Below are 20,008 nucleotides of genomic sequence, written 5' to 3' on the forward strand. Positions count from 1 at the left end.
TCCTAAGCCCTTGAAATAATTGAGGTGATATATGTTTCAACCCGTCATTTTTAGAGAATACGACATTCGCGGCGTCTATAACGGACAGTTCGACGACAACTTTGCTTACCTGCTGGGTCGCGCTTACGTCGTTTACATGAAACAAAACAAGAACATCACTAATCCAACCGTGGCGTTGGGCTGTGATGCGCGTGAAAGCTCTCCGGCCATCATCAAGAATCTTGCAAAAGGTCTGATGGATTCAGGCGCGAACGTTATTCACCTGGGTCTGGTAACCACGCCGGTTTGTTACTTCGCCACGTTTGAATTGAAAGTCGATGGCGCGGTTCAGGTAACTGGTTCGCACAATCCTCCAGAATACAACGGCTTTAAAATTTCTGTGGGTAAAGGCACCATCTTTGGCGTCGAAATCCAGAAACTTTTGCACATCATTCAAAAAGGCGAATTCATTGACGGTCAGGGTTCAGAAGAATCTTTCGACATCAAGCCAATGTACTACGCACGTTACGCTAAAGAATTCGGCCACATCAAAGACACCAAAGTTGTTTTGGACTGCGGTAACGGTGCTGGCGGATCTGTGGTGCGCGGCTTGTTTGAAGCCTGCGGTTTGAAACCCACCATTTTGTTTGAACAGCCAGATGGCACATTCCCGAATCACCACCCGGATCCAACGGTTGAAGAAAACCTGGTGGACCTTAAGGCCCAGGTTCTTAAAGAGGGCGCCGTGGCGGGCATCGGCTTTGACGGCGATGCCGACCGTATCGGTGTTGTCGATCACACGGGCCGCATGGTTTACGGTGATGAATTGATGGTGATCATTTCCCGCGCGATTTTGGCTGAACAAAAAGGGGCTAAGATCATTGGCGATGTGAAGTGCTCTGATCGTCTGTACCACGATGTTGCCAAACACGGTGGTCAGCCAATCATGTGGAAAACCGGACACTCTTTGGTGAAAGAAAAAATCAAAGTTGAAAAAGCGCCATTCGGTGGCGAGATGTCCGGTCACGTGTTCTTTGCCGACCGCAATCACGGTTACGATGATGCTCCTTACGCAGCTTTGCGTTTGGTGGAAATCCTGGCAAAAACCGGCAAAACAATTCCACAGTTGCTGGAAGGTTTGCCTCCGTCTTTCAACACTCCAGAAATCCGCATCGACACCACTGAAGAAAAGAAGGTTCTGATCGTTGAAAAAATGATTGAGGCTTTCCCGGCTAAAGAGGGTGCTGATTATAAAGTGGACTTTACGGATGGTATCCGCCTGAGCTTTGCTGACGGCTGGGCACTGTGCCGCTCTTCCAACACACAGCCAGTGGTGGTGGTTCGTTACGAATCCTCGTCCCAGGCGGGGCTGGATGCGATCCGCAACCGCGTTGAAGCCATCGTAAACAAGTATCTTTAAAAATGAAAAGCCGGGTGATGAACCCGGCTTTTTTTATTTCAGACAAAGACTTTCTGTCGGCAGTCCCAGTTTCATCACGGCTGCGAGTGAACTTAAAAGTGCCAGCTCGTCAGTAAATCCCAAAGGGCTCTCCAGCTTCAGATGTACAGCCTCTTTCTGCAGATTATATCCGTACATCGAAAGTTCACTGCCGGAACAAACCAGTCCGCCGATTTTTTTGATCTGCTTTTCCAAAGCGCGGTTTTTTGAATAATACTGGTAGTAGGTGCCTCTGATTCTTTCGTTGGAAACAATCTCAAGCAGCGCCTGATCTTCCGCATGAATCACCGTCGTCACATGAGAGCCAACAAAGTTATAAAGACGCAGATACTTTTCCCGAATCGTACTGTCCGAACCACTGACGGAATTCAGGACAATCACATTGGGCGCAAGGTTTTCCACACCTTTATCCCCGAGGTTGTCTTCGGGAAGAACAAGAATATAGGACTCTGGAAGTTCCAGATTTTCACTCCAGAACAGCAGGGGAATGTGGCGGTCCTGAAGGTGCTTTTGAATATATTCAGCCGTTTTCTGAAGGCCCTGGATTCCTGTGACCACAATGGCCGGATTACCCTGATAACTCATGATTGCTCTCCTCTCATCAGCCGAGATGGGCTTTGTGTTGTTCTTCAAAGAGGAAAGAAGTTGTTCTATCTGCCGGCGCTGATCCTGCAACTGATCGGACTGCTCACGCACCAGATCCAGACGGTGACTGAGTGACCTGACCAGACGTGATTTATCCAATTCGCGGTCAGCCTGAAGAAGAGCTTTCACTTCTTCCAGCTGAAATCCCAGGTCTTTAAACTCTTTCAGCCGAGCGGCTTCGGAAAGCTGGCTTTCCTGATAATAGCGATAGCCGTTGTCCCCACGATAGGGTGGCACCAGCAGATTCATGTCTTCATAAATGCGCAGGGCTCTGGGGGAAAGGCCCGAAGCTTTGGCAAATTGTCCGATCGTCAGCCAGTTTTTCATTCTTACCTCTAAAGACAACTCTCAACGTTGACGCTGGGTTAAGGTCAATGGCGTTTCGCAGGTTTTTTTGATTTAGAGACGGATTTCTTGGCCACTTTCTTTTTAACCAGTTTTTTGACGGATTTCTTTTTCGTTTTCTTGCGCGATTTTTCCTGGGGCCACACACCCACACGCGGATCAGCACTTCGCACCAGACGGGTGATCATTTCAATGCGTTCTTCCCATCCTTCAAAGGTGAAAGGCAGATACAACCACTTCGGCAGCACCGGATGATTTACCAGAAAAGGAAATTGCTTTAACAGGGATTCGTGATGAATTCGGTCCGTCGCAATCAAAACACCATTCCACACTTCAAAGTCGTATTCTTTGCCGCGATAGGAATAATCGCCGGCATTTTCAGACAACAACATCTTCAACTGGCCCTGGTAATAAAGCGCCAGGCCACCGAACATCGACTTGATAATGGCGTCGGACTTTTCTTCAAAGAACTCAAAGATCCAGCGGTTTTCAAATTGCTTCATACTCCATAAATACCAAGGCCTTAACGGCCTCTCAAGACGGAAAAAGGCCCCTGTCTAAGTATTCGACACTTATAATTTCTATCCTGAAATCTGGGGCTTTTAAGCTGTCATATCATTTGCATTTAAGACCCCACGAGGTGAAGTGATGACTCTGATTCGACTGGCAGCTGTGATTCTTTCTGTGGCTTTTAGTGCTTCCGTTTCTATGGCGGACTGCCGGGACTGTACGACCGTGGACTTTGAAAAGAACATCCAGCTGAATCTGCTGACCCCGATGCTGCATATGTCGCTGAAGGAAAAGATCACCTACGTGCAGTCTTTCGGTATTGATGTCTATGCCGTGAAGGATCCGGAAAATCTGCCCATCACTGTGCCGTATCTTCCCTACGCCACTGAAGACCTTATTCCTGCCAAGTTTATCAAGCTGTTTTCGGAAGGCGCAATCGGGCAGTACATGACCGAAACCAACTATGCCTACATGGTGAAAAAGCCGACGATTTTACTCATTGAAAGTGTCGATGACTGGACGGTGATTCACGAGTTTGCGCACTACCTGTTTGATCGCGCTCGTTTGATGGAAGATGACACCCGGGAATCCATGCACCTGATGCATTCTGAAGACGCGCAAGAGGACTTCTTTGACGCCAAAGAGTCCTTTCGCAACTTGGGAGGATATCGGGATGAGGAGCACAAGAAACGCACGATCCAGAGCTTTGTTCTTTACGCGAAAATGCAGATTTTCTTTGAGCGCTCCGCTAGCCTTGAAGAAACCACCATCGAGAAACTTCTGCGCAATTACCATGTGACTCACAAGCCTCACGGTTTTACTCACAAAGACATCGAACGAAGTGACCGCTACGTTTATAATACGTCCTTCAAGGCCCAGGAGGCTTTGCGTTTGATTCTGGAAGACTGCGTGGATCTGGCAAAGACTCTTACGGCGCAGGATCAGGCACTGCTAACAGAGCTTAAGGCGGTCTGCCATCAGGCGAAAGAGTTAAAGAAGGACGGTGTGAAAGTGTATGAAAGCACCGGGCTGAAGAAGTCGCTTACGCCGGCGTACTAGAATTCATCAGCATAAAATAAAAAACCCACAACCGATGAAAGTTGTGGGTTTCTAAAGACCATTGAACCGGCCTTCTTGATCAAAAGATCAAGCCTGAATTATTTCAAGCCCAAAGCGATGATCAAAGCGTAGATAACTAGGGATTCGATAAGAGCTAGACCCAAGATCATTGGGATCAAAAGCTTACCAGAAGCCGCTGGGTTACGAGCGATACCTTCCAAAGCTGTGGAAGCAGTTTTACCTTGGGCCATTGCACCTGCGAATACAGAGATAGAGATTGCAAGAGCTGCTGCGATAGCAACAAGACCGCGGTCAGAGTTAGCAACTACAGTTTCAGTAACTGCAACAGCTGCTTCTTGAGCGAAAGCGGAAGAAGATGCGAACATAGCGATAGCTGCGATGATCATTTTTTTCATGTGGAACTCCTTATGGTTTAAAAATTTGCCTTTTAGTGATCGTGTGCAATCGCGAATGCCACGTAGACCATTGAAAGCAAAGTAAATACAAAAGCCTGAACAAAGCATACGAACAATCCCATTACATAGAATGGAATTGGTACACCGATTGGAACCAGATCAAGGAACACGGAAAGAACCGTGTGGTCACCCATCATTACGTTCGCAAGACGAAGACCCAAAGAGAATGGGCGAACGATGTGGGAAACGATCTCGATCACAAACATCAACGGAGCCAGGAAGATAACCGGGCCCATGAAGTGCTTAAGGTAAGCAACAGGTCCGTTTTCTTTTACACCCTGGAAGTTATAGAACAAGAACATCAACACACCGAAACCGAATGTGGTGTTCATGTTTTCAGTCGCCGGAGTCATACCCGGGATCATGCCCAACAAGTTGTTGAACAGGATGAAGAAGAACACGGAAGCAAAAAACGGGATGTAGTGTTTACCGTGCTCGCCGATAACCATGTCAGCCAGACCAGAAGTCATCTCAGTCAGAAGCTCGAAGATACCGCGCAAAGAGAACTTGCTTGCTGGCAATACAGCGGTTTCACCTTTACCAAGGGAAGCACGTGCAGCTGCACCGATACCTACTGCTGCTACAGTGGCAATACCCAGAGTCGCAACGTGTGCGTACTCGTGACCAACACCCGGAACCAATTGTGTCCAGTTAAATGACATCTTCTTTTCCTTCTCTTAAGGCTTCTTTCACCGCATATCCAAGCGCTGAAAGAATAAAACTTGCGACTCCCAGTGCGAACCACAAAGTGTCGAACCAAGTTTGATCTACAAGCTTAAAGATAATAATCCCTAAAATCGCGTACTTAAATACAATGATCCCGATAGCTAGGGCAACCAATTTCTTACTGAAGATCAATCCCCAGGCCCATCCCATCAGGAAAAAGCTCACCAAAATGACCAAAGCGCCTGAAATGAAGGAATAGCTCTGTTGTGGTGCGGCAAAAAGCCACAGAAGGACGCCCCCAAGAAGGGTGGTTAGGGCTTGAATGGCGAGTACATATTTCATGGCGTCCCGGGTGGTTTCTTGGATTCTGATTCTTTCTCATCTTGTTTCTGAATTCGATTCAGCAACCAGACAACCCTGATCAGCCAGCCCACCAAACACGCAAGACTTAATCCGGCAAAGATAAGACCCTTGGTTTGATACTTTTGATCAAGATATTGGCCAAGGTAAAAACATCCCAGGATCAAACCGACAAGTTCAAAGCCGATGGATGCAAAGATTATATACTTTTTCATTACTTCCTGAACCCTTTCGCTCCCGGAGCGTTCTTCATACGCTCCTGCAGGCGCTTGATTCGCAGTTCGATATACTCAGGAGGGTTGTACTTGCCCCGGTGCTCTTCAAGCACGGCAATGGCGTTTTTGATGTCCAAATTTTCTTCGTAACAAACCGCCAGGGTCAGGGCGACATTTTCCTGAACCGCTTTGTCCGGATACTTATCAATCAGTTCCTTAAAGATCGCGGCGGCATTCTTGAAGTCCTTCTTCGCAACCAGGATATTACCCTTAAGCATCAAACCACTGAAACGGATGTTGTCATCGCTTTTTAGTTTCAGCAAAGAATCAATCTCAGATTCAGCCTGGAAGAAATTGTTCTGATAGTACTGCGCTCGCGCCACGTTCATCTTGTACTGGGCCGCCTCCAGATCCGTGTGAGGCATCTGTTGCAGCTTGCTGTATTCAATGATCGACATTTGATAGTTCTGCAGATTGTTGAAATAAATCGAAGCAATCTGTTTCTGGGATTCAAGGCGTTCCGCCTCGTCGGTTGAATGCAGAACAATGTAATGATGATAGTTGATGGCTTTATTGAAGTCTTTGATCTCAAAGAACGAGATTCTTGCGGCTTCACGGGCAGCTTCCAGCGGGAATTTGCTGTCGCTGTTTCTTTTAATAACCCGATCCAGGTACCCCAGGGCGATCCGATGATGACCCTGGGATATGGATTTTTGAGCTTGTTTAAAATCCGCCTCTTCCTGTGAAGAGCAGGCGGACAGAGCCAAAACTAGAACGACCAGCAAGGCTCTGATCATGTTAGTGTGGTGCGCCTTCCGGTGCCGGAGTTTCCTCCGCCGCCGTATCGTCTTCCGCCACAACCGCAACACCAGTCACGGTTTCGTCTTTTTCATCGATATTGATCAGGCGAACACCTTGAGTGTTACGGCCCAGAACAGAGATGTCCGTCACTTTCATGCGGATAACCTGTCCTTTATCGGTGGAAAGAATAAGTTCCATGTTGTCTGCGACTTTTTTGGTGCCGATGACCAGACCGACCTTGTCTGTCGTTTTCTGAGTGATGATACCCACACCACCACGGGACTGGATGCGGTATTCGCCCGTTTCTGAGCGTTTACCGTAACCTTTGGAGGTCACCATCAAAATGGTGTCTTTGGTGTTCTTCTCCAGAACTTCCATTGCCACCACGACATCGTCTTTTGCCAAAGTGATTGCTTTCACGCCGCGGGCGGTACGGCCCATCTCGCGCACATCAGCTTCGTTGAAGCGGATGGACATGCCTTCTTTGGTCGCGATGAAGATGTCTGACTGACCATCAGAGATCTTCACATCGATAACACCGTCTTCAAGATCAGTGGTCAGTGCGATGATACCTGCAGTTCTTGGGTTTGCGAAAGCATCCAGGGATGTTTTCTTGATCACACCTTTTTCAGTCAGCATCACAGCGTATTTGTTTTCGCTGAATTCATTCACCGGCAGAATCGCACGAACACTTTCACCATTTGAAAGCTGAACCACGTTCGCCAAAGACTTCCCTTTGGAAGTTCTGGAGCCCAACGGCAGACGGTGAACCTTGCACCAGTAAACTTTACCCTTGTCAGTGAAGACCAACAGCATGGTTTTAGTGCTCGCAGAGAAGATGTCCGTTACGTAGTCTTCGTCCTTGGTCTCCATGCCTTTCAGACCTTTACCACCGCGTTTTTGCACGCGGTATTCTTCAACCGGGATACGTTTGATCAGGCCCGTGTTGGTCACAGTCACGACCATCGGTTCATCGGCAATCAGGTCTTCGTCTTCCAGATCGCTTAAGTCACCAGTGATCTGAGTGCGTCTTGGATCGGCGTAACGTTTTTTCACTTCTTCCAGTTCGCTCACGATGATTTTGTAGATTTCGCGAACATCAGAAAGAACGAATTTCAGCCAGTCGATTTGTTTCATCAACTCAGCCAGTTCCGCAACAATCTTGTCACGCTCCAGGCCCGTCAGGCGTTGCAAACGCATTTCCAGGATCGCAATAGCCTGTCTTTCAGAGAATTCAAATTTCGACATCAACGCTTCACGAGCGGCGTTAGCCTCTTTGGAAGCACGGATGGTTTTAATCACCTCTTCAATGTGATCCAGGGCTTTTTTCAGACCTTCCAGGATGTGCGCGCGCTCCTGGGCTTTTTTCAATTCGAAGATACAACGTTTCGTGACAACGTCACGACGGTGATCAACGAACGCTTCCAGCATGCCTTTCAGATCGAAAGTCACCGGTTGGTTTTTCGCATCCAACGCTAGCATGATGATACCGAAGCTCGTCTGCATCTGGGTGTACTTGTAAAGTCTGTTCAGGATCACGCTGGCGTTTTCACCACGTTTCAGAACAACAACGATACGCATACCTTCACGGGAAGATTCATCACGGATATCAGAGATACCTTCGATTTGTTTGTCACGAACAAGGTCCGCCATGCTTTCAATCAGCTTGGCTTTATTCACCTGGTACGGGATCTCGGTGATGATGATCTCTTCACGGTCTTTGACCTGAACGATTTCTGCAACCGCCTTGATAGTGACGATGCCACGGCCTTTTTTATAAGCCTGCAAGATGCCTTCACGGCCGGCGATCACACCGCAAGTCGGGAAATCCGGACCCTTGATGTGTTGCATGAGGTCTTCAATCTGACAGTCAGGATTTCCGATAAGATGGATACATCCGTCGATAACCTCGCCCAGATTGTGCGGAGGAATGTTCGTCGCCATACCAACCGCGATACCCGCAGAACCGTTCACCAGCAAGTTCGGGAACTTGGATGGAAGAACCGTCGGGATCAACAAAGAGTCATCGTAGTTCGGACCGAAAGAAACAGTTTCTTTTTCCAGATCGTTCAGCAGCTCTTCTGCCAAAGCGGTCAAACGGATCTCGGTGTAACGCATGGCTGCCGGAGAGTCACCGTCGATGGAACCAAAGTTCCCCTGACCATCTTCAAGCGGGTAGCGCAGGGAGAAATCCTGGGCCATACGAACCATGGTATCGTAAACGGAAGCATCACCGTGCGGGTGATATTTACCGATCACGTCGCCGACCACACGGGCAGACTTCAGGTACGGTCTGTTGTGGCGGTTGTTCATTTCACTTTGTGCAAACAAGACACGGCGGTGAACCGGTTTCAAACCGTCACGAACATCCGGCAGGGCACGGCCCACGATCACGGACATGGAGTACTGCAGATAAGCTCCGCGCATCTCCTTGCTGATATCAACTAACGTGACGCCTTTTTCTTCTTGATTATTTTCCATAAACTTTCAAATCCCTTAAAAAATTAAACGTCCAGGCTGCGTGCAAGCAATGCATTGTCGTGGATAAACTGACGACGAGGTTCAACCATCTCACCCATCAGGATAGAGAAGGTTTCGTCGGCGGCAACAGCATCGTCGATAGTCACTTTCAGAAGAGTTCTGTTTTCCTTGTTCAGAGTGGTTTCCCACAACTGCTCCGGATTCATCTCTCCCAATCCTTTATAGCGCTGGATGTAGATTCCTTTTTTCGTGGATTCCATAACGTGAGTGTAGAAGTCGTTGTAGTTTTCAAACTGAACTTCGTTTTCACCTTCAAGAATCGTCAAAGGCAAAGTGCTGATCGCCTGAATATCGGCCCAGATTTTTCTAAGCTCGATGATCTCGGAAGAACGCAGATTGTCTGTGCTGAATTTTGTTGTCATGCGGTCTGCGTAACGAACAGTGTAGATGTCAGCATACATTTTTCCGGTTTCAGCTTCGGTCTTAACTTCGCCTTTGTATTCGGTGATACCCAAAGTCTGATCAGAGTTAACCCACGCACCCAGGTCGGTAAGAACCTGTTCGATTTTTTTCGCATCCGTGAAGGTCTTCTCAAAATCAGTCACTTTGCTTAGCAGGAAGTACAGCACATCTTTGTCGTATTTCTTGGAAGAAACACGCAGAAGGTCATTGAAGCGCTGGATGTTCAGGATCAACTGACGCAGATCTTTTTCCGGCAGGGATTCCTTGCCTTTGATTTTGAAATTACCAAGGCCCGAGCTCAGAAGATACTCAGTCAAAGCCGCTTCATTTTTCAGGTAAGTTTCCTCTTTGCCTTTTTTCGCACGGTACAACGGTGGTTGCGCGATATACACATAACCACGCTCAAGCACCAAAGGCATCTGACGATAGAAGAACGTCAAAAGCAAAGTCATGATGTGGGATCCATCGACGTCGGCATCGGTCATGATGATGATTTTGTGATAGCGGATTTTATCCACGTTCACGTTGTCTTTACCGATACCGGTACCCAATGCAGAGATGATGACTTTGATCTCTTCAGAGGAAATGATTTTGTCAAAACGCGCTTTTTCGACGTTCAGGATTTTACCTTTCAACGGCAAAATCGCCTGGGTACGACGATCGCGTCCCTGCTTCGCGGAACCACCTGCGGAGTCACCCTCCACCAGGTACAGTTCACAAAGAGCCGGGTCACGTTCCTGACAGTCCGCCATTTTGCCTGGCAGGGAACCGCCATCCAAAACCGTCTTACGACGAGTCAGATCACGGGCTTTTCTGGCAGCTTCACGGGCACGCGCGGATTCCACGCATTTCATGATGATGTTTTTTGCAACTGATGGATTGCGGTCCATCCAGTCAGCCAGTTTTTCATTTACCAGGGTTTCAACAATACCTTTTACTTCGGCATTACCCAGTTTTGTTTTTGTCTGACCTTCAAACTGTGGTTCACGAACCTTTACAGAGATAACTGCTGCCAGACCTTCACGGATGTCTTCACCCTCAAGGTTGGCTTTCAGATCTTTCAGAAGATTCTTTTCCGTCGCATACGCATTCGTCGTACGGGTCAAAGCGGCACGGAAACCAACAAGGTGAGTACCACCTTCATGTGTGTTGATGTTGTTGCAATATGTGAAAACAGATTCAGAATAGGAATCATTCCACTGCATCGCGATTTCAACTTCGACGTTGTCTTTTTCGCCTTTGAAGTAAACCACTTCATTGTGCAGGGATTTTTTGGACTGATTCATGTACTTCACGAATTCAGCCACACCTTCTGAATACTGGAAGTCCTGCTTTTTGCCGTTACGTTCATCGGTCAAAGAAATATGCAGGCCCGCATTCAGGAACGCCAATTCACGGAAACGATTCGCCAAAGTGGTGAAGTCGTAGCTCAAAGTTTCATCTTTGAAGATTGTGCGATCCGGTTTGAAAGTCACCTTCGTTCCGGTTTTTGTGGTGGTTTCACCCTGAGCCACCGGCGCCAGGATTTTCCCGCGCTCGTAGTTTTGTCTCCAGAAGTGACCATCACGTTGAACTTCAACAGACACACGGTCAGAAAGTGCATTCACAACAGAAGCACCCACGCCATGCAAACCACCGGATACTTTATAACCGCCGCCGTCGAATTTACCACCGGCGTGCAGAACGGTCATAACCAGCTCAAGCGCAGATTTGCCGGTTTGTTTCTGAGTAGCAACCGGAATACCACGACCGTCATCTTCGACAGTGATGGATTCATCGGCGTTGATGGAGACACTGATTTTTTTGCAGTAGCCAGCCAAGTGTTCGTCTACCGAGTTATCCACAATTTCATACACAAGGTGATGGTAGCCTTTGAAAGCGGTATCACCGATATACATACCGGGACGCTTACGAACTGCCTCAAGACCTTCTAGAACCTGAATTGAATCGGCCGAATAGGATTTTTGTTCTTCTGCTGACACTGGGAACCCCTCATTGCTTTGCATACCCCTCGGTACCGTGAAAATTCACTCTCGAAGGCGTCGCGTTCATCATTCACTTCCAGTTTGAAAACTGAAAAGTGCTACTCAAGAATTTGGCCATCCTTGATGCGCACAACGGAAAGCTGATCGAGGCTGAAAGAATCGGGCAATGTGAAATCCGTGGTTGTCACAAAAATCTGCGTATTGATCTCGTGTAAGAACGTAATCAGTGCATCTCTTTTGGCTTTATCAAGCTCGGAAAGTACGTCGTCCAACATCAGCACAGGATAGGTCCCGTGAGCCTTCCTATGATACACAATTTGGGCCATTTTGAAAGAAAGAATGATCGCTCTCTGCTGCCCCTGGCTACAGAAAAATCGTGAGTCTTTTTGCCCATATAGGAACACAATATCGTGCTTATGAGGACCCACCAAACTTGTCCCGCTTGAGAGCTCCGCATCATGCAGTTCACGAAGTCGTTTTGTGATTGCATTTTCGACTTCTTCACGTGTGAAACTCACCGCGTTTTGATCAGAAACAAGGTATTCCACCGAGATATCCACAGTGGAATTGCCAGAAATATACTGCATGGCATTATTGAAGTCTTTGGAAAGTCCCTGCAATGCCGTGATGCGGGCATGGGTCAAATCGGTCGCTAAACGCACAAATTGGGGGTTTAGAGACTCCAAAAGGTTCTCGGTGACCACTTTGTCCTGCAAACCCTCCAAAAAGTTCTTCAGGATCTTGTTGCGCGTTTTAAGCGCTTTTCGGTAATCGGCAATCAAATGGGCGTTTTTCCGGTCAAAAGTCACCAGCAGCTCATCCACCAGTTCACGGCGGTGGTCAGCCCCTTCTTTGATCGAAGAAAGACTTTCTGGACTGAACACAACACTGGCAAAAATTTTTCGGATGTCGGCCGAATTCACACGCTTGTCGTTCAAAGTTAAAACCTTGCGGCTTTTTGAAAGACCTAACTTCAGTTTGTAATGAAGATCGTTCTGAGTAATCAGCGCCTGGATAACCGACTCAGATGTGTTCGAGTTGATCAGGGTGGAGTTGTCAGAGTAGCGGAAGGAGTCCCCTTGAGAGATCATGTACATCGCCTCAAGGAGATTAGTTTTACCCTGTCCGTTCTCTCCGAGGAAAACATTCACTCGCGGAGAGAAGGACAAAACCACGTCCCGATAATTTCGGAAATTAACCAGACGCAGTTTTTCGAAAATCATTAGATTCTCATTGGCATCACAACGCAGGTGTAAGTCTGGTCGTTGTGAGGTCTCATCAATCCTGGTGAAAGATGATCATTCAGTTCGAAATCAATTTTGTCCTGGTTCATGCTGGTCAGAATGTCGGTGATGTACTTTGCATTGAAACCGATTTTGATTTCGCCGCCCATGTAATCCACTTCGATCTCTTCCTTCGCATCACCCAGTTCCGGATTGTTCGAGGAAATCTCCATACGGCCGTTGGAAAGATTCAACAACACCGCCTTGGATTTCTGATTCGCCAACAAAGACACACGCTTTAGTGAAGTCAGGAATGCATCTCGGCTGATCATCACTTTTTGCGGAAGCTTCTGTGGAATAAACTGTTGATAATTCGGGTACTTTCCTTCGATCAAACGAATCATCAGAATTGTTGATGAATGTTTCAATACGAATTGGGAGCCTTCCACAGCTATTTCCACAGTGCCGTCGATGCTTTCAAGAATTTTTTTGATTTCGTGCAAACCTTTGCGCGGAATGATCACACCTTGAGTGGCGTTAACCTTGATGTCCTCGGAAGGTTTGTTTACCAGGCTCATACGGTGACCATCGGTCGCAACCATTTTGAAACCTGTCTGCGGATTCAATTCAAAAAACACACCGTTCAGGTGGTAACGAGTCTCGTCTGTGGAAACAGAGTAAATCGTTTTATCAATCATCTCTTTCAGCACCTGAGCGTGAATTTTGATGAAGGCTTGAGAATTGTAAGTAGGGAAGATCGGATATTCTTCAGCAGAGATACCAACGATTTTGGAAGTGTACTTGCCTTGTTTGATTTCAAGCCAGTTGTTTTCTTTTTTGATCAAAGTGATCGGACCTTCAGAAAGTTCCTTGGCAATGTCGAAAAGACTTTTTGCACTGACGGCCACTTTACCAGCCTGGTGAACTTGAACTTTGATCTGATCGGTAAGGCTTACTTCCAGATCGGTTGCAAAAACTTTCAAAGTGTTCTGATCAGCTTCCAGCAAAACGTTGATGAGGATGGGCATGGTGTTGCGCTTCTCAACAATGTTCTGTGTTTTTCCGATAAGACTTAACAGATCTCGCTTATCAATCTCTAATTTCATGAAAGACCCTCTTTTGAACGCTCTTATTATCTAATTCTATATATATAAATATCTAGTAGTAGTAGTAGGGGCGTGGAAAACCTAACAAATCCCCTAAGTCCATGTAAACACTAAAAAACATTTGTGGATAAAGACTCTGTACAACTTTGCAGTTTTTGAGCCTTTTTTGGGGGTAACTCAGATCCACATTTTAAGCCCCAAACTCTTCCACAACTCTTTCCACAGTCCACATTCACACCCCTGTGATATTGTGGATTCTTTGTTCCAAGTCTTCGATATCTTTGGCGATATCCTGGTCCGCCGCCTGTATATTCTTAACCCGTTCCAGAGCATTCATCACAGTTGTGTGATCTTTGCCTCCGAAAGACTTGCCGATATCCACCAAAGATTTATCCAGGAACTTCTTAATCAGATACATCGCGATTTGACGTGGAACGACAATCGGCTTGGCTCTGGTTGAAGATTTAAGGTCCAAAACACGCACTTTAAAATGATCTGCCACAAGCTTCATAATCTCTTCCACAGAAATCGTGCTTTGAGTTTCGTGGTGGGCCAAAATACGCTTCACCAGTTCATGATCAATCGGCAGACCCTGAAGTTCGGAGAACATCTTCACCTTCTTCAGATTGCCTTCAAGCTCTCTGATGGAACGTTTGGATATTCTGGCTATGTAGTTCACGACGTCTTCAGGCAGGCGCACGTTGAATTTTTCAGCTTTGTAGCGAAGGATCGCAATACGGGTCTCCAGATCCGGCATGGTGATGTCTGCAATTAAGCCACGCTCCAGACGGGTGCGGCTGCGGTCTTCAAGGCCATGGATATCCTTGGGCATACGATCGCTGGCCAGGATGACCTGTTTGCGGCTGTCGATGAAGCTGTTCACGGTGTGGAAGAATTCTTCCTGAACGGCCTCACCCCGGGCGATGAACTGAACGTCGTCCACCAAAAGGATGTCCGAGTTTTCACGGTACTTCTGGCGGAACTTATCCATTTCATGGCGACGGATGGCAGAAATACATTCATTCATAAAGCGTTCTGCCGAGATGTAGGTAATTCTAAGTTGCTGATATTGTTCGCGAATATAATTCCCAGCCGCATGCAAAAGATGGGTTTTACCCATTCCGACCGGTCCATATATATAGAGAGGGTTGTAATCATCAGCCCCTGGGTTTCGGGCGACGTTAAAACAGGCTGCATGGGCAAACTCTGAGTTTTTCCCCACGACAAAGGTCGAAAAAGTAAGTTCAGAGTTCAAAGTATCCGAACTGGACCTTGGTTGAGTAGGCTGGATATTCTGAGCACGTGCCAATTGAGCCTGGAGGATCTCAGAACCGCTTAAAACCTCGTCCGGGGTTGTGGATGTCTCAATATGAGAATTTATTTTGTTCCCCGTAATACTGAACTCAACCTCGAAAGGCTTACCATAAGTATCTGAAATCTCAGTATAAATCTTATCCTGCAGGTTCTCGATAACGAAGTACTGGTGAAGGGCGTTGGGTACTCCAAGGACCAGGCGCGGACGATCCGCCGAGCCCGTGGTGCTCACGTACTCAATAGGATCAAGCCAAGTATCCAACAACTTATTGTTGTCGTTCCGGCTTTTCATCTTTGTTTTGATAAGTGTCCAAAAAGACGAGTTTAATTCCACGTGATTCCCCTCAAGCGCTGGGTCCTCTTAACAAGGGGAGCTGAAGTTTTCAACAGTTGACCTTCATGTCGCAATGTGCTTTATTAATGCCCCACGTATCTAGTTGGAACCAACTTTGTGGAATACATATATAGGTGTCTTTGACGTCATTTAGCGTCGTAAAAAAACCCTGGGGAGATAGTTATGAAACGTACATACCAACCATCAAATAAACGTCGTAAAACCACACACGGTTTCCGCGCTCGTATGGCTACTAAAGCTGGTCAAGATGTTCTAAATCGTCGTCGCGCTAAAGGTAGAAAGCGTCTGACGGTTTCTACTGGTGGAAAATAATTCCGCACAAGTAATTAAGAGAAGCTCTGAATTTCTCTCTCTAAAACAATCGGGTAAAAGACACTGGCCTACAAAGTGGTTGCTTCTGAATTATCAGAGAAACCAGGTAGGTCAGTTGCGTTTTGGCGTAACCGCTAGTCGCAAGACTGGATCGGCCGTCGTGCGCAATAAACTCAAGCGTTGGACCAGAGAGTATTTCCGCAGCTTCCTTGTGGCGGGACAAATCCTTGAAGCCGACATCAATCTTATATTTAAACCTATGGAAGCAAACTTTTACAAAGGTCTCAGTCATGAGGAATTTGTCAAAGCTATGGACCGTGGTTTGGAAACTCTACGAAAACACCTTTAAGTACATCTTATGGTTGTTTATTGGAGCTTACCGGACCATCGGCACCACTCACTTAGGTGGATCCTGTCGATTCGAGCCCAGTTGTTCTGCTTATGCACTCGAAGCCATTAAGACTCATCATACACACAAAGCTCTTTGGTTAATCACCAAAAGGGTTTGCAAGTGCCGACCGGGAGGACCTTATGGGTATGATCCGGTTCCTCTTGCAAAGGGAGTAATCAATGCAACAAAAGAATAACACGCCGTCATTCTTTGATCCCAAAACACTTATCGCCGTGGCCGCCGTAGCTATCGTTTATTACGGATGGAACACTTACCTCGGCAAAAAATATCCAGACTATAATAAGCCTAAGACTCAAACCGAACAGGCTAAAAATTCAGCAACCGCTGCGACCACTTCTGAAACTCCTGCTGCCACAGCAAACACTGTCGATACAAAATCTGAAATCATGGAAACGCCAACAACGGCGAAAGAATTCCATTTCGAAAACGACAAAGTTTCCTTTGTTATGACCAGCTTTGGTATGGGTTTGAAGGGTTACACCATCAACAACTACCAGGATAAAGAAAAGAACAACATCAAGCTGGGTGTTTCCAATGTTGATGGTCTGTTTGAAATGCGCTGGGCAGGGGATTCAAAACCCCTGACGTTTGATGTGGCGGAACAGGCTCCAGGTCACTACGTGGGTACGGCTCATGTGGGTGAAACCGTGATTAAGCGTGAATTGAAGTTCAACACTGAAACTTCCTCTTTCACCAACACGATTTCCGTTTCCAACCCGACTGAAGACTTTAAAAAAGGCTTCTCTTTGTTGATCCCGGAATCCATCCACACGCACGCATCCACTTCCTTCCTGTTCCCTTCCTATGAGCACCAGGATTTCTTTGTCACTCATAACGGTGGTAAACACGACACGGTGAATTTCAGCGGCGCTAAAGAAGACGTGGTGAAAGACTTCCCGGCAACTTCCCTGGTTTCTGTTAGTTCCCAGTACTTTGCCGCGGCTATTTTGGACAAGTCTGAAATCATGCCGGAAGTGAAACTGAACGCTCAGATCAATGCAAAAACAGCGATGGCTGAACTGGTTTACAAACCTGCCTCTGTAAAGTCTGAAATGACTTTCTCTGAAGTTTTCTATGCCGGCCCTAAATCCATCGATGCTTTGAAAGCAGTGGATCCAGAGATGGCAAGCCTGATTGATTTTGGTTTCTTCGGCTTTATCGCTCGTCCGCTTCTTTATGTGATGAAAGCGGCTCACTCGGTTGTTGGCAACTGGGGTTTTGCGATCATCATTCTGACCTTGCTGGTTCGCTTGTGCGTATTGCCGTTCAATATCATGTCTTTCAAATCCATGAAGGCGATGCAAAAGGTTCAGCCGATCATTCAAAACTTGCGTGAAAAGTACAAAGAAGATCCAATGCGTTTGAACCAGGAAATGATGGCCGTGATGAAACAAAACGGCGCAAATCCTCTGGGTGGCTGTCTGCCGATGCTGCTTCAGATTCCGGTGTTCTTCGCTCTGTACCGCGTGATTGGTTCTTCCATCGAGCTTTATAATTCTCCGTTCATCTTCTGGATCACGGATTTGAGCTCTCACGATAAGTTCTATGTGTTGCCGGTTTCCATGGCGGTCTTCATGTTCATCCAGCAGAAGATCACTCCAAGTACCATGGATCCGACTCAGGCGAAAATCATGGCGTTCCTGCCAGTGGTGTTCTCTTTGTTCATGTTGCAGCTTCCAGCCGGTCTGACTCTTTACATGGTTGTCAGCACCCTGTTTGGTATCATCCAGCAATGGCTGATCATGAGAGAGCCAAAGACCAAAGCGGTAACTGCTTAGTCCTTGGGTGAAAGTTTTAGAATTATTTTTTATTTATAAATAGGAGGCATAATGGGTTTTTTTAGTAAGCTTTTCGGGGGGAAAAGCAAAGGTGCTAACAACGAAGTGGAAGCCCTTGTTGAAAAAACTTTGGAAGGGATCATCGAGAAAGCTCAGTTTGAACTGTCTTTTGAGATCGTGACCGAGAAAGAAGAAGACGGCTCCGTAACTTTGGCTGTTCAGTTCTCTGGCGCTGATGAAGAGATTCTGAAAGACAAAAAAGGACAGATGCTGGATGCATTCCAGTTGTTCCTGAAACGCGTGATCCAGCACAACTTCCCTGATGATAAGACAAATATCACAGTGGACTGCGGTGGATACCGTGATGAATCCGCAAACGCTCTGATCGAACGCGCGGAAAACCTGAAAGCAATCTGCATCGAGCAGGGGAAATCTGTTTATTACAGAGCTCTTCCGCCGAAAGATCGCAAAGTTGTTCACCAGTACCTGGCAAAAGATCCGCGCGTAAAAAGCCGCTCTTTGGGTGATGGTCTGTACAAAAAAATCAAAATCTATCCAGCTAAAGGCGGCAATCCAAACGCTGCTGGTAACGAGGAAGTGGCTCACGACTAGTGAGCCCTAAAGTGGGGCCTATGATCCGCCAAGATCGTGATAAGGATACAATCTGTGCGATCTCCACTCCTCACGGAGTGGGCGGAATCTCTGTTATCAGAGTCAGTGGCCCCCAGACTTTAAATATCGTCTCTAAAATCTGCCAGTTTTTGCCGGCACATCCTGAGTCTCATAAAGTCTATTTCGGGAATCTGAAAAACTCCCAATCAGGCGATGAGATTGACGAGGTTCTGGCAACCTACTTCAAAGAAGGCCGCTCTTTCACCGGTGAAGAGGTTATTGAAATCTCCTGCCATGGAAGCCCGCTGATCTGCCAAACAATCTTGAATCAATTGGTCAATCTGGGTGCTCGTCCGGCGGATCGCGGGGAATTCACTTTCCGTGCGTTCATGAACGGGAAGCTGGATCTGGTTCAGGCGGAATCCGTTCTTTCTTTGATCGAATCCCAAAGTCAGCAGGCCGCGAAACTGGCTCTGCGCCAGCTTAAAGGGACCCTTTCCCAAAAGCTTGAAGAAATCGAAGACGACATGACCTGGATTCTGGCGCACGCCGAAGCCAGTATTGATTTTTCCACCGAAGGCATTGAAGTTATCGAAGAAAATATCATTCAGGTTCGTTTGAAAAAAATCGAAGCGAGTCTGAAAGAGCTGGTGGCCACGTTCAAAGTGGGACGTCTGCTGAAAGATGGTTTCCGCATTGTTCTGACGGGCCTTCCGAATGTGGGGAAATCAAGTTTGCTGAACTTGTTCCTGGAAGATGAACGTGCCATTGTGACGGACATCCCAGGGACCACACGTGATGTGATTCACGGGGATACGACTTTCCAGGGTGTGAAATTCACTTTTGTGGATACCGCCGGTCTTCGTGATGAAGCCACCGATTTGGTGGAGCGGATCGGTATCCAGAAAAGTTATGAAGCTCAGAATGAATCCGATGTGGTGTTCTTTGTTTATGACATTGAAAAGGGCCTGGGGGCTGAGGAACTTCAGATTCTGGAGTCCTTGGATCCGGCGAAAACCTATATTTTGGCTAATAAAACCGACAAAATTGGGGGGTCTAAACCCCTGGAAACTGTCGAAAAAACACTTAAAAACAGTAAATTTTTCCAAAAACTTAAAGACCCCGCGGCTTTCTTCACAAGAAGGGTGTTCTTTGTCAGCGCTCTTGATAAAAAGGTGCGTTCCGAGGTGCTTAAGGACCTGGTGAAAGAGTTCGCCGATTTGCAGGTGGAAAACACAGTGTTGATTTCCAATGCCCGTCATTTTGAGAATCTTTCCCGCGCCCTTGAAAACACCCAACGTTCACAATCAGTCGTGGCGCAAGGGTTAGGTGCTGAGTTTTTGGCTCTTGAGTTTAAAGAAGCTCTCATTGCGATTCACGAAACTTTAGGGAAGCGGTTTGATGATCAGATCATGGACCGGGTCTTTAAAGAGTTTTGTATCGGGAAATAATT

General features: G+C 46.9%; 20 protein-coding genes. 8 read left to right on the forward strand and 12 right to left on the reverse strand.

The genetic code is table 11. The features are described from left to right. The first annotated feature begins 31 nt into the window (after positions 1-31). Positions 32-1,399, forward strand: a complete 1,368-nt coding sequence (locus tag AC04MQ_RS03180) for a phosphomannomutase/phosphoglucomutase (protein ID WP_015089223.1) — start codon at positions 32-34, stop codon at positions 1,397-1,399. Positions 1,400-1,432: 33 nt separating this feature from the next. Here the strand turns inward: AC04MQ_RS03180 and AC04MQ_RS03185 are convergent, their stop codons facing one another. Further along, a complete protein-coding gene (locus AC04MQ_RS03185) occupies positions 1,433-2,410 on the reverse strand; it encodes a MerR family transcriptional regulator (protein ID WP_475391051.1) in 978 nt (325 codons plus the stop codon). A 44-nt stretch (positions 2,411-2,454) separates the two neighbouring features. Then, positions 2,455-2,931: a hypothetical protein gene (locus AC04MQ_RS03190; RefSeq protein WP_015089221.1), complete on the reverse strand. Its 477-nt coding sequence runs from the start codon at positions 2,929-2,931 to the stop codon at positions 2,455-2,457. A 145-nt stretch (positions 2,932-3,076) separates the two neighbouring features. Between AC04MQ_RS03190 and AC04MQ_RS03195 the strand changes: the two genes are divergently transcribed. After that, positions 3,077-3,997: a hypothetical protein gene (locus AC04MQ_RS03195; protein ID WP_015089220.1), complete on the forward strand. Its 921-nt coding sequence runs from the start codon at positions 3,077-3,079 to the stop codon at positions 3,995-3,997. 98 nt (positions 3,998-4,095) lie between these two features. On the opposite strand, the gene AC04MQ_RS03200 is transcribed toward AC04MQ_RS03195, so the two are convergent. The 10 genes from AC04MQ_RS03200 to dnaA form a co-directional block, all read right to left on the reverse strand. Beyond that, positions 4,096-4,413 carry an ATP synthase F0 subunit C gene (locus tag AC04MQ_RS03200; protein ID WP_011162635.1) on the reverse strand — a complete coding sequence of 106 codons (318 nt, stop codon included), beginning with the start codon at positions 4,411-4,413 and terminating at the stop codon, positions 4,096-4,098. A 32-nt stretch (positions 4,414-4,445) separates the two neighbouring features. Then, positions 4,446-5,135 (reverse strand): F0F1 ATP synthase subunit A, encoded by a 690-nt coding sequence (gene atpB / locus AC04MQ_RS03205; RefSeq protein WP_015089219.1) that lies wholly within the window; start codon positions 5,133-5,135, stop codon positions 4,446-4,448. Next, positions 5,125-5,481 (reverse strand): hypothetical protein, encoded by a 357-nt coding sequence (locus AC04MQ_RS03210; protein WP_041576707.1) that lies wholly within the window; start codon positions 5,479-5,481, stop codon positions 5,125-5,127. Before AC04MQ_RS03210 ends, atpB begins: the two co-directional genes overlap by 11 nt. Beyond that, positions 5,478-5,714, reverse strand: a complete 237-nt coding sequence (locus AC04MQ_RS03215) for an AtpZ/AtpI family protein (RefSeq protein WP_015089217.1) — start codon at positions 5,712-5,714, stop codon at positions 5,478-5,480. The genes AC04MQ_RS03210 and AC04MQ_RS03215 overlap by 4 nt, the downstream gene beginning before the upstream one ends. After that, a complete protein-coding gene (locus AC04MQ_RS03220; RefSeq protein WP_475391055.1) occupies positions 5,714-6,511 on the reverse strand; it encodes a tetratricopeptide repeat protein in 798 nt (265 codons plus the stop codon). The genes AC04MQ_RS03215 and AC04MQ_RS03220 overlap by 1 nt, the downstream gene beginning before the upstream one ends. 1 nt (position 6,512) lies before the next feature. Continuing rightward, the gene (gyrA, locus tag AC04MQ_RS03225) at positions 6,513-8,996 is read right to left on the reverse strand and encodes a DNA gyrase subunit A (protein ID WP_051026247.1); all 2,484 of its coding nucleotides are present in this window, start codon (positions 8,994-8,996) and stop codon (positions 6,513-6,515) included. A gap of 23 nt (positions 8,997-9,019) precedes the next feature. After that, positions 9,020-11,464, reverse strand: a complete 2,445-nt coding sequence (gene gyrB, locus AC04MQ_RS03230; RefSeq protein WP_015089214.1) for a DNA topoisomerase (ATP-hydrolyzing) subunit B — start codon at positions 11,462-11,464, stop codon at positions 9,020-9,022. Between the two features lie 77 nt (positions 11,465-11,541). After that, entirely contained in the window at positions 11,542-12,666 is a 1,125-nt protein-coding gene (gene recF, locus AC04MQ_RS03235) for a DNA replication/repair protein RecF (RefSeq protein ID WP_015089213.1), read from the reverse strand. After that, complete coding sequence (gene dnaN / locus AC04MQ_RS03240; RefSeq protein WP_011162627.1) at positions 12,666-13,772, reverse strand: DNA polymerase III subunit beta; 1,107 nt, start codon at positions 13,770-13,772, stop codon at positions 12,666-12,668. Before dnaN ends, recF begins: the two co-directional genes overlap by 1 nt. Positions 13,773-14,004: 232 nt before the next feature. After that, positions 14,005-15,420 (reverse strand): chromosomal replication initiator protein DnaA, encoded by a 1,416-nt coding sequence (dnaA, locus tag AC04MQ_RS03245; RefSeq protein ID WP_475391058.1) that lies wholly within the window; start codon positions 15,418-15,420, stop codon positions 14,005-14,007. Between the two features lie 183 nt (positions 15,421-15,603). Between dnaA and rpmH the strand changes: the two genes are divergently transcribed. Genes rpmH through mnmE form a run of 6 tightly spaced genes read left to right on the forward strand, consistent with a single transcriptional unit; the run spans position 15,604 to position 20,006 of the window. Further along, positions 15,604-15,753: a 50S ribosomal protein L34 gene (gene rpmH, locus AC04MQ_RS03250; protein WP_080602459.1), complete on the forward strand. Its 150-nt coding sequence runs from the start codon at positions 15,604-15,606 to the stop codon at positions 15,751-15,753. After that, positions 15,743-16,102, forward strand: coding sequence for a ribonuclease P protein component (gene rnpA, locus AC04MQ_RS03255; protein ID WP_051026343.1), 360 nt, complete (start codon positions 15,743-15,745; stop codon positions 16,100-16,102). The genes rpmH and rnpA overlap by 11 nt, the downstream gene beginning before the upstream one ends. After that, complete coding sequence (gene yidD, locus AC04MQ_RS03260) at positions 16,044-16,340, forward strand: membrane protein insertion efficiency factor YidD (RefSeq protein ID WP_080602457.1); 297 nt, start codon at positions 16,044-16,046, stop codon at positions 16,338-16,340. The genes rnpA and yidD overlap by 59 nt, the downstream gene beginning before the upstream one ends. Next, entirely contained in the window at positions 16,324-17,943 is a 1,620-nt protein-coding gene (gene yidC, locus AC04MQ_RS03265; protein ID WP_015092845.1) for a membrane protein insertase YidC, read from the forward strand. Before yidD ends, yidC begins: the two co-directional genes overlap by 17 nt. A gap of 51 nt (positions 17,944-17,994) precedes the next feature. Continuing rightward, complete coding sequence (locus AC04MQ_RS03270) at positions 17,995-18,555, forward strand: Jag family protein (protein WP_015092844.1); 561 nt, start codon at positions 17,995-17,997, stop codon at positions 18,553-18,555. 20 nt (positions 18,556-18,575) lie between these two features. Further along, positions 18,576-20,006, forward strand: a complete 1,431-nt coding sequence (gene mnmE, locus AC04MQ_RS03275; protein WP_475391062.1) for a tRNA uridine-5-carboxymethylaminomethyl(34) synthesis GTPase MnmE — start codon at positions 18,576-18,578, stop codon at positions 20,004-20,006. The last annotated feature ends 2 nt before the right edge of the window (positions 20,007-20,008 follow it).

This window comes from Bdellovibrio sp. MYbb2 (assembly GCF_056175685.1).

Bases quoted from the DNA above. Each gene is read 5' to 3' on its own strand.
- recF (WP_015089213.1), bottom strand. From the start codon at position 12,666: ATGATTTTCGAAAAACTGCGTCTGGTTAATTTCCGAAATTATCGGGAC.
- dnaN (WP_011162627.1), bottom strand. From the start codon at position 13,772: ATGAAATTAGAGATTGATAAGCGAGATCTGTTAAGTCTTATCGGAAAA.
- gyrA (WP_051026247.1), bottom strand. From the start codon at position 8,996: ATGGAAAATAATCAAGAAGAAAAAGGCGTCACGTTAGTTGATATCAGC.
- atpB (WP_015089219.1), bottom strand. From the start codon at position 5,135: ATGTCATTTAACTGGACACAATTGGTTCCGGGTGTTGGTCACGAGTAC.
- yidD (WP_080602457.1), top strand. From the start codon at position 16,044: ATGAGGAATTTGTCAAAGCTATGGACCGTGGTTTGGAAACTCTACGAA.
- yidC (WP_015092845.1), top strand. From the start codon at position 16,324: ATGCAACAAAAGAATAACACGCCGTCATTCTTTGATCCCAAAACACTT.
- gyrB (WP_015089214.1), bottom strand. From the start codon at position 11,464: ATGCAAAGCAATGAGGGGTTCCCAGTGTCAGCAGAAGAACAAAAATCC.
- AC04MQ_RS03195 (WP_015089220.1), top strand. From the start codon at position 3,077: ATGACTCTGATTCGACTGGCAGCTGTGATTCTTTCTGTGGCTTTTAGT.
- AC04MQ_RS03210 (WP_041576707.1), bottom strand. From the start codon at position 5,481: ATGAAATATGTACTCGCCATTCAAGCCCTAACCACCCTTCTTGGGGGC.
- AC04MQ_RS03180 (WP_015089223.1), top strand. From the start codon at position 32: ATGTTTCAACCCGTCATTTTTAGAGAATACGACATTCGCGGCGTCTAT.
- mnmE (WP_475391062.1), top strand. From the start codon at position 18,576: ATGATCCGCCAAGATCGTGATAAGGATACAATCTGTGCGATCTCCACT.
- rpmH (WP_080602459.1), top strand. From the start codon at position 15,604: ATGAAACGTACATACCAACCATCAAATAAACGTCGTAAAACCACACAC.
- AC04MQ_RS03185 (WP_475391051.1), bottom strand. From the start codon at position 2,410: ATGAAAAACTGGCTGACGATCGGACAATTTGCCAAAGCTTCGGGCCTT.
- AC04MQ_RS03200 (WP_011162635.1), bottom strand. From the start codon at position 4,413: ATGAAAAAAATGATCATCGCAGCTATCGCTATGTTCGCATCTTCTTCC.
- AC04MQ_RS03215 (WP_015089217.1), bottom strand. From the start codon at position 5,714: ATGAAAAAGTATATAATCTTTGCATCCATCGGCTTTGAACTTGTCGGT.
- AC04MQ_RS03270 (WP_015092844.1), top strand. From the start codon at position 17,995: ATGGGTTTTTTTAGTAAGCTTTTCGGGGGGAAAAGCAAAGGTGCTAAC.
- AC04MQ_RS03190 (WP_015089221.1), bottom strand. From the start codon at position 2,931: ATGAAGCAATTTGAAAACCGCTGGATCTTTGAGTTCTTTGAAGAAAAG.
- AC04MQ_RS03220 (WP_475391055.1), bottom strand. From the start codon at position 6,511: ATGATCAGAGCCTTGCTGGTCGTTCTAGTTTTGGCTCTGTCCGCCTGC.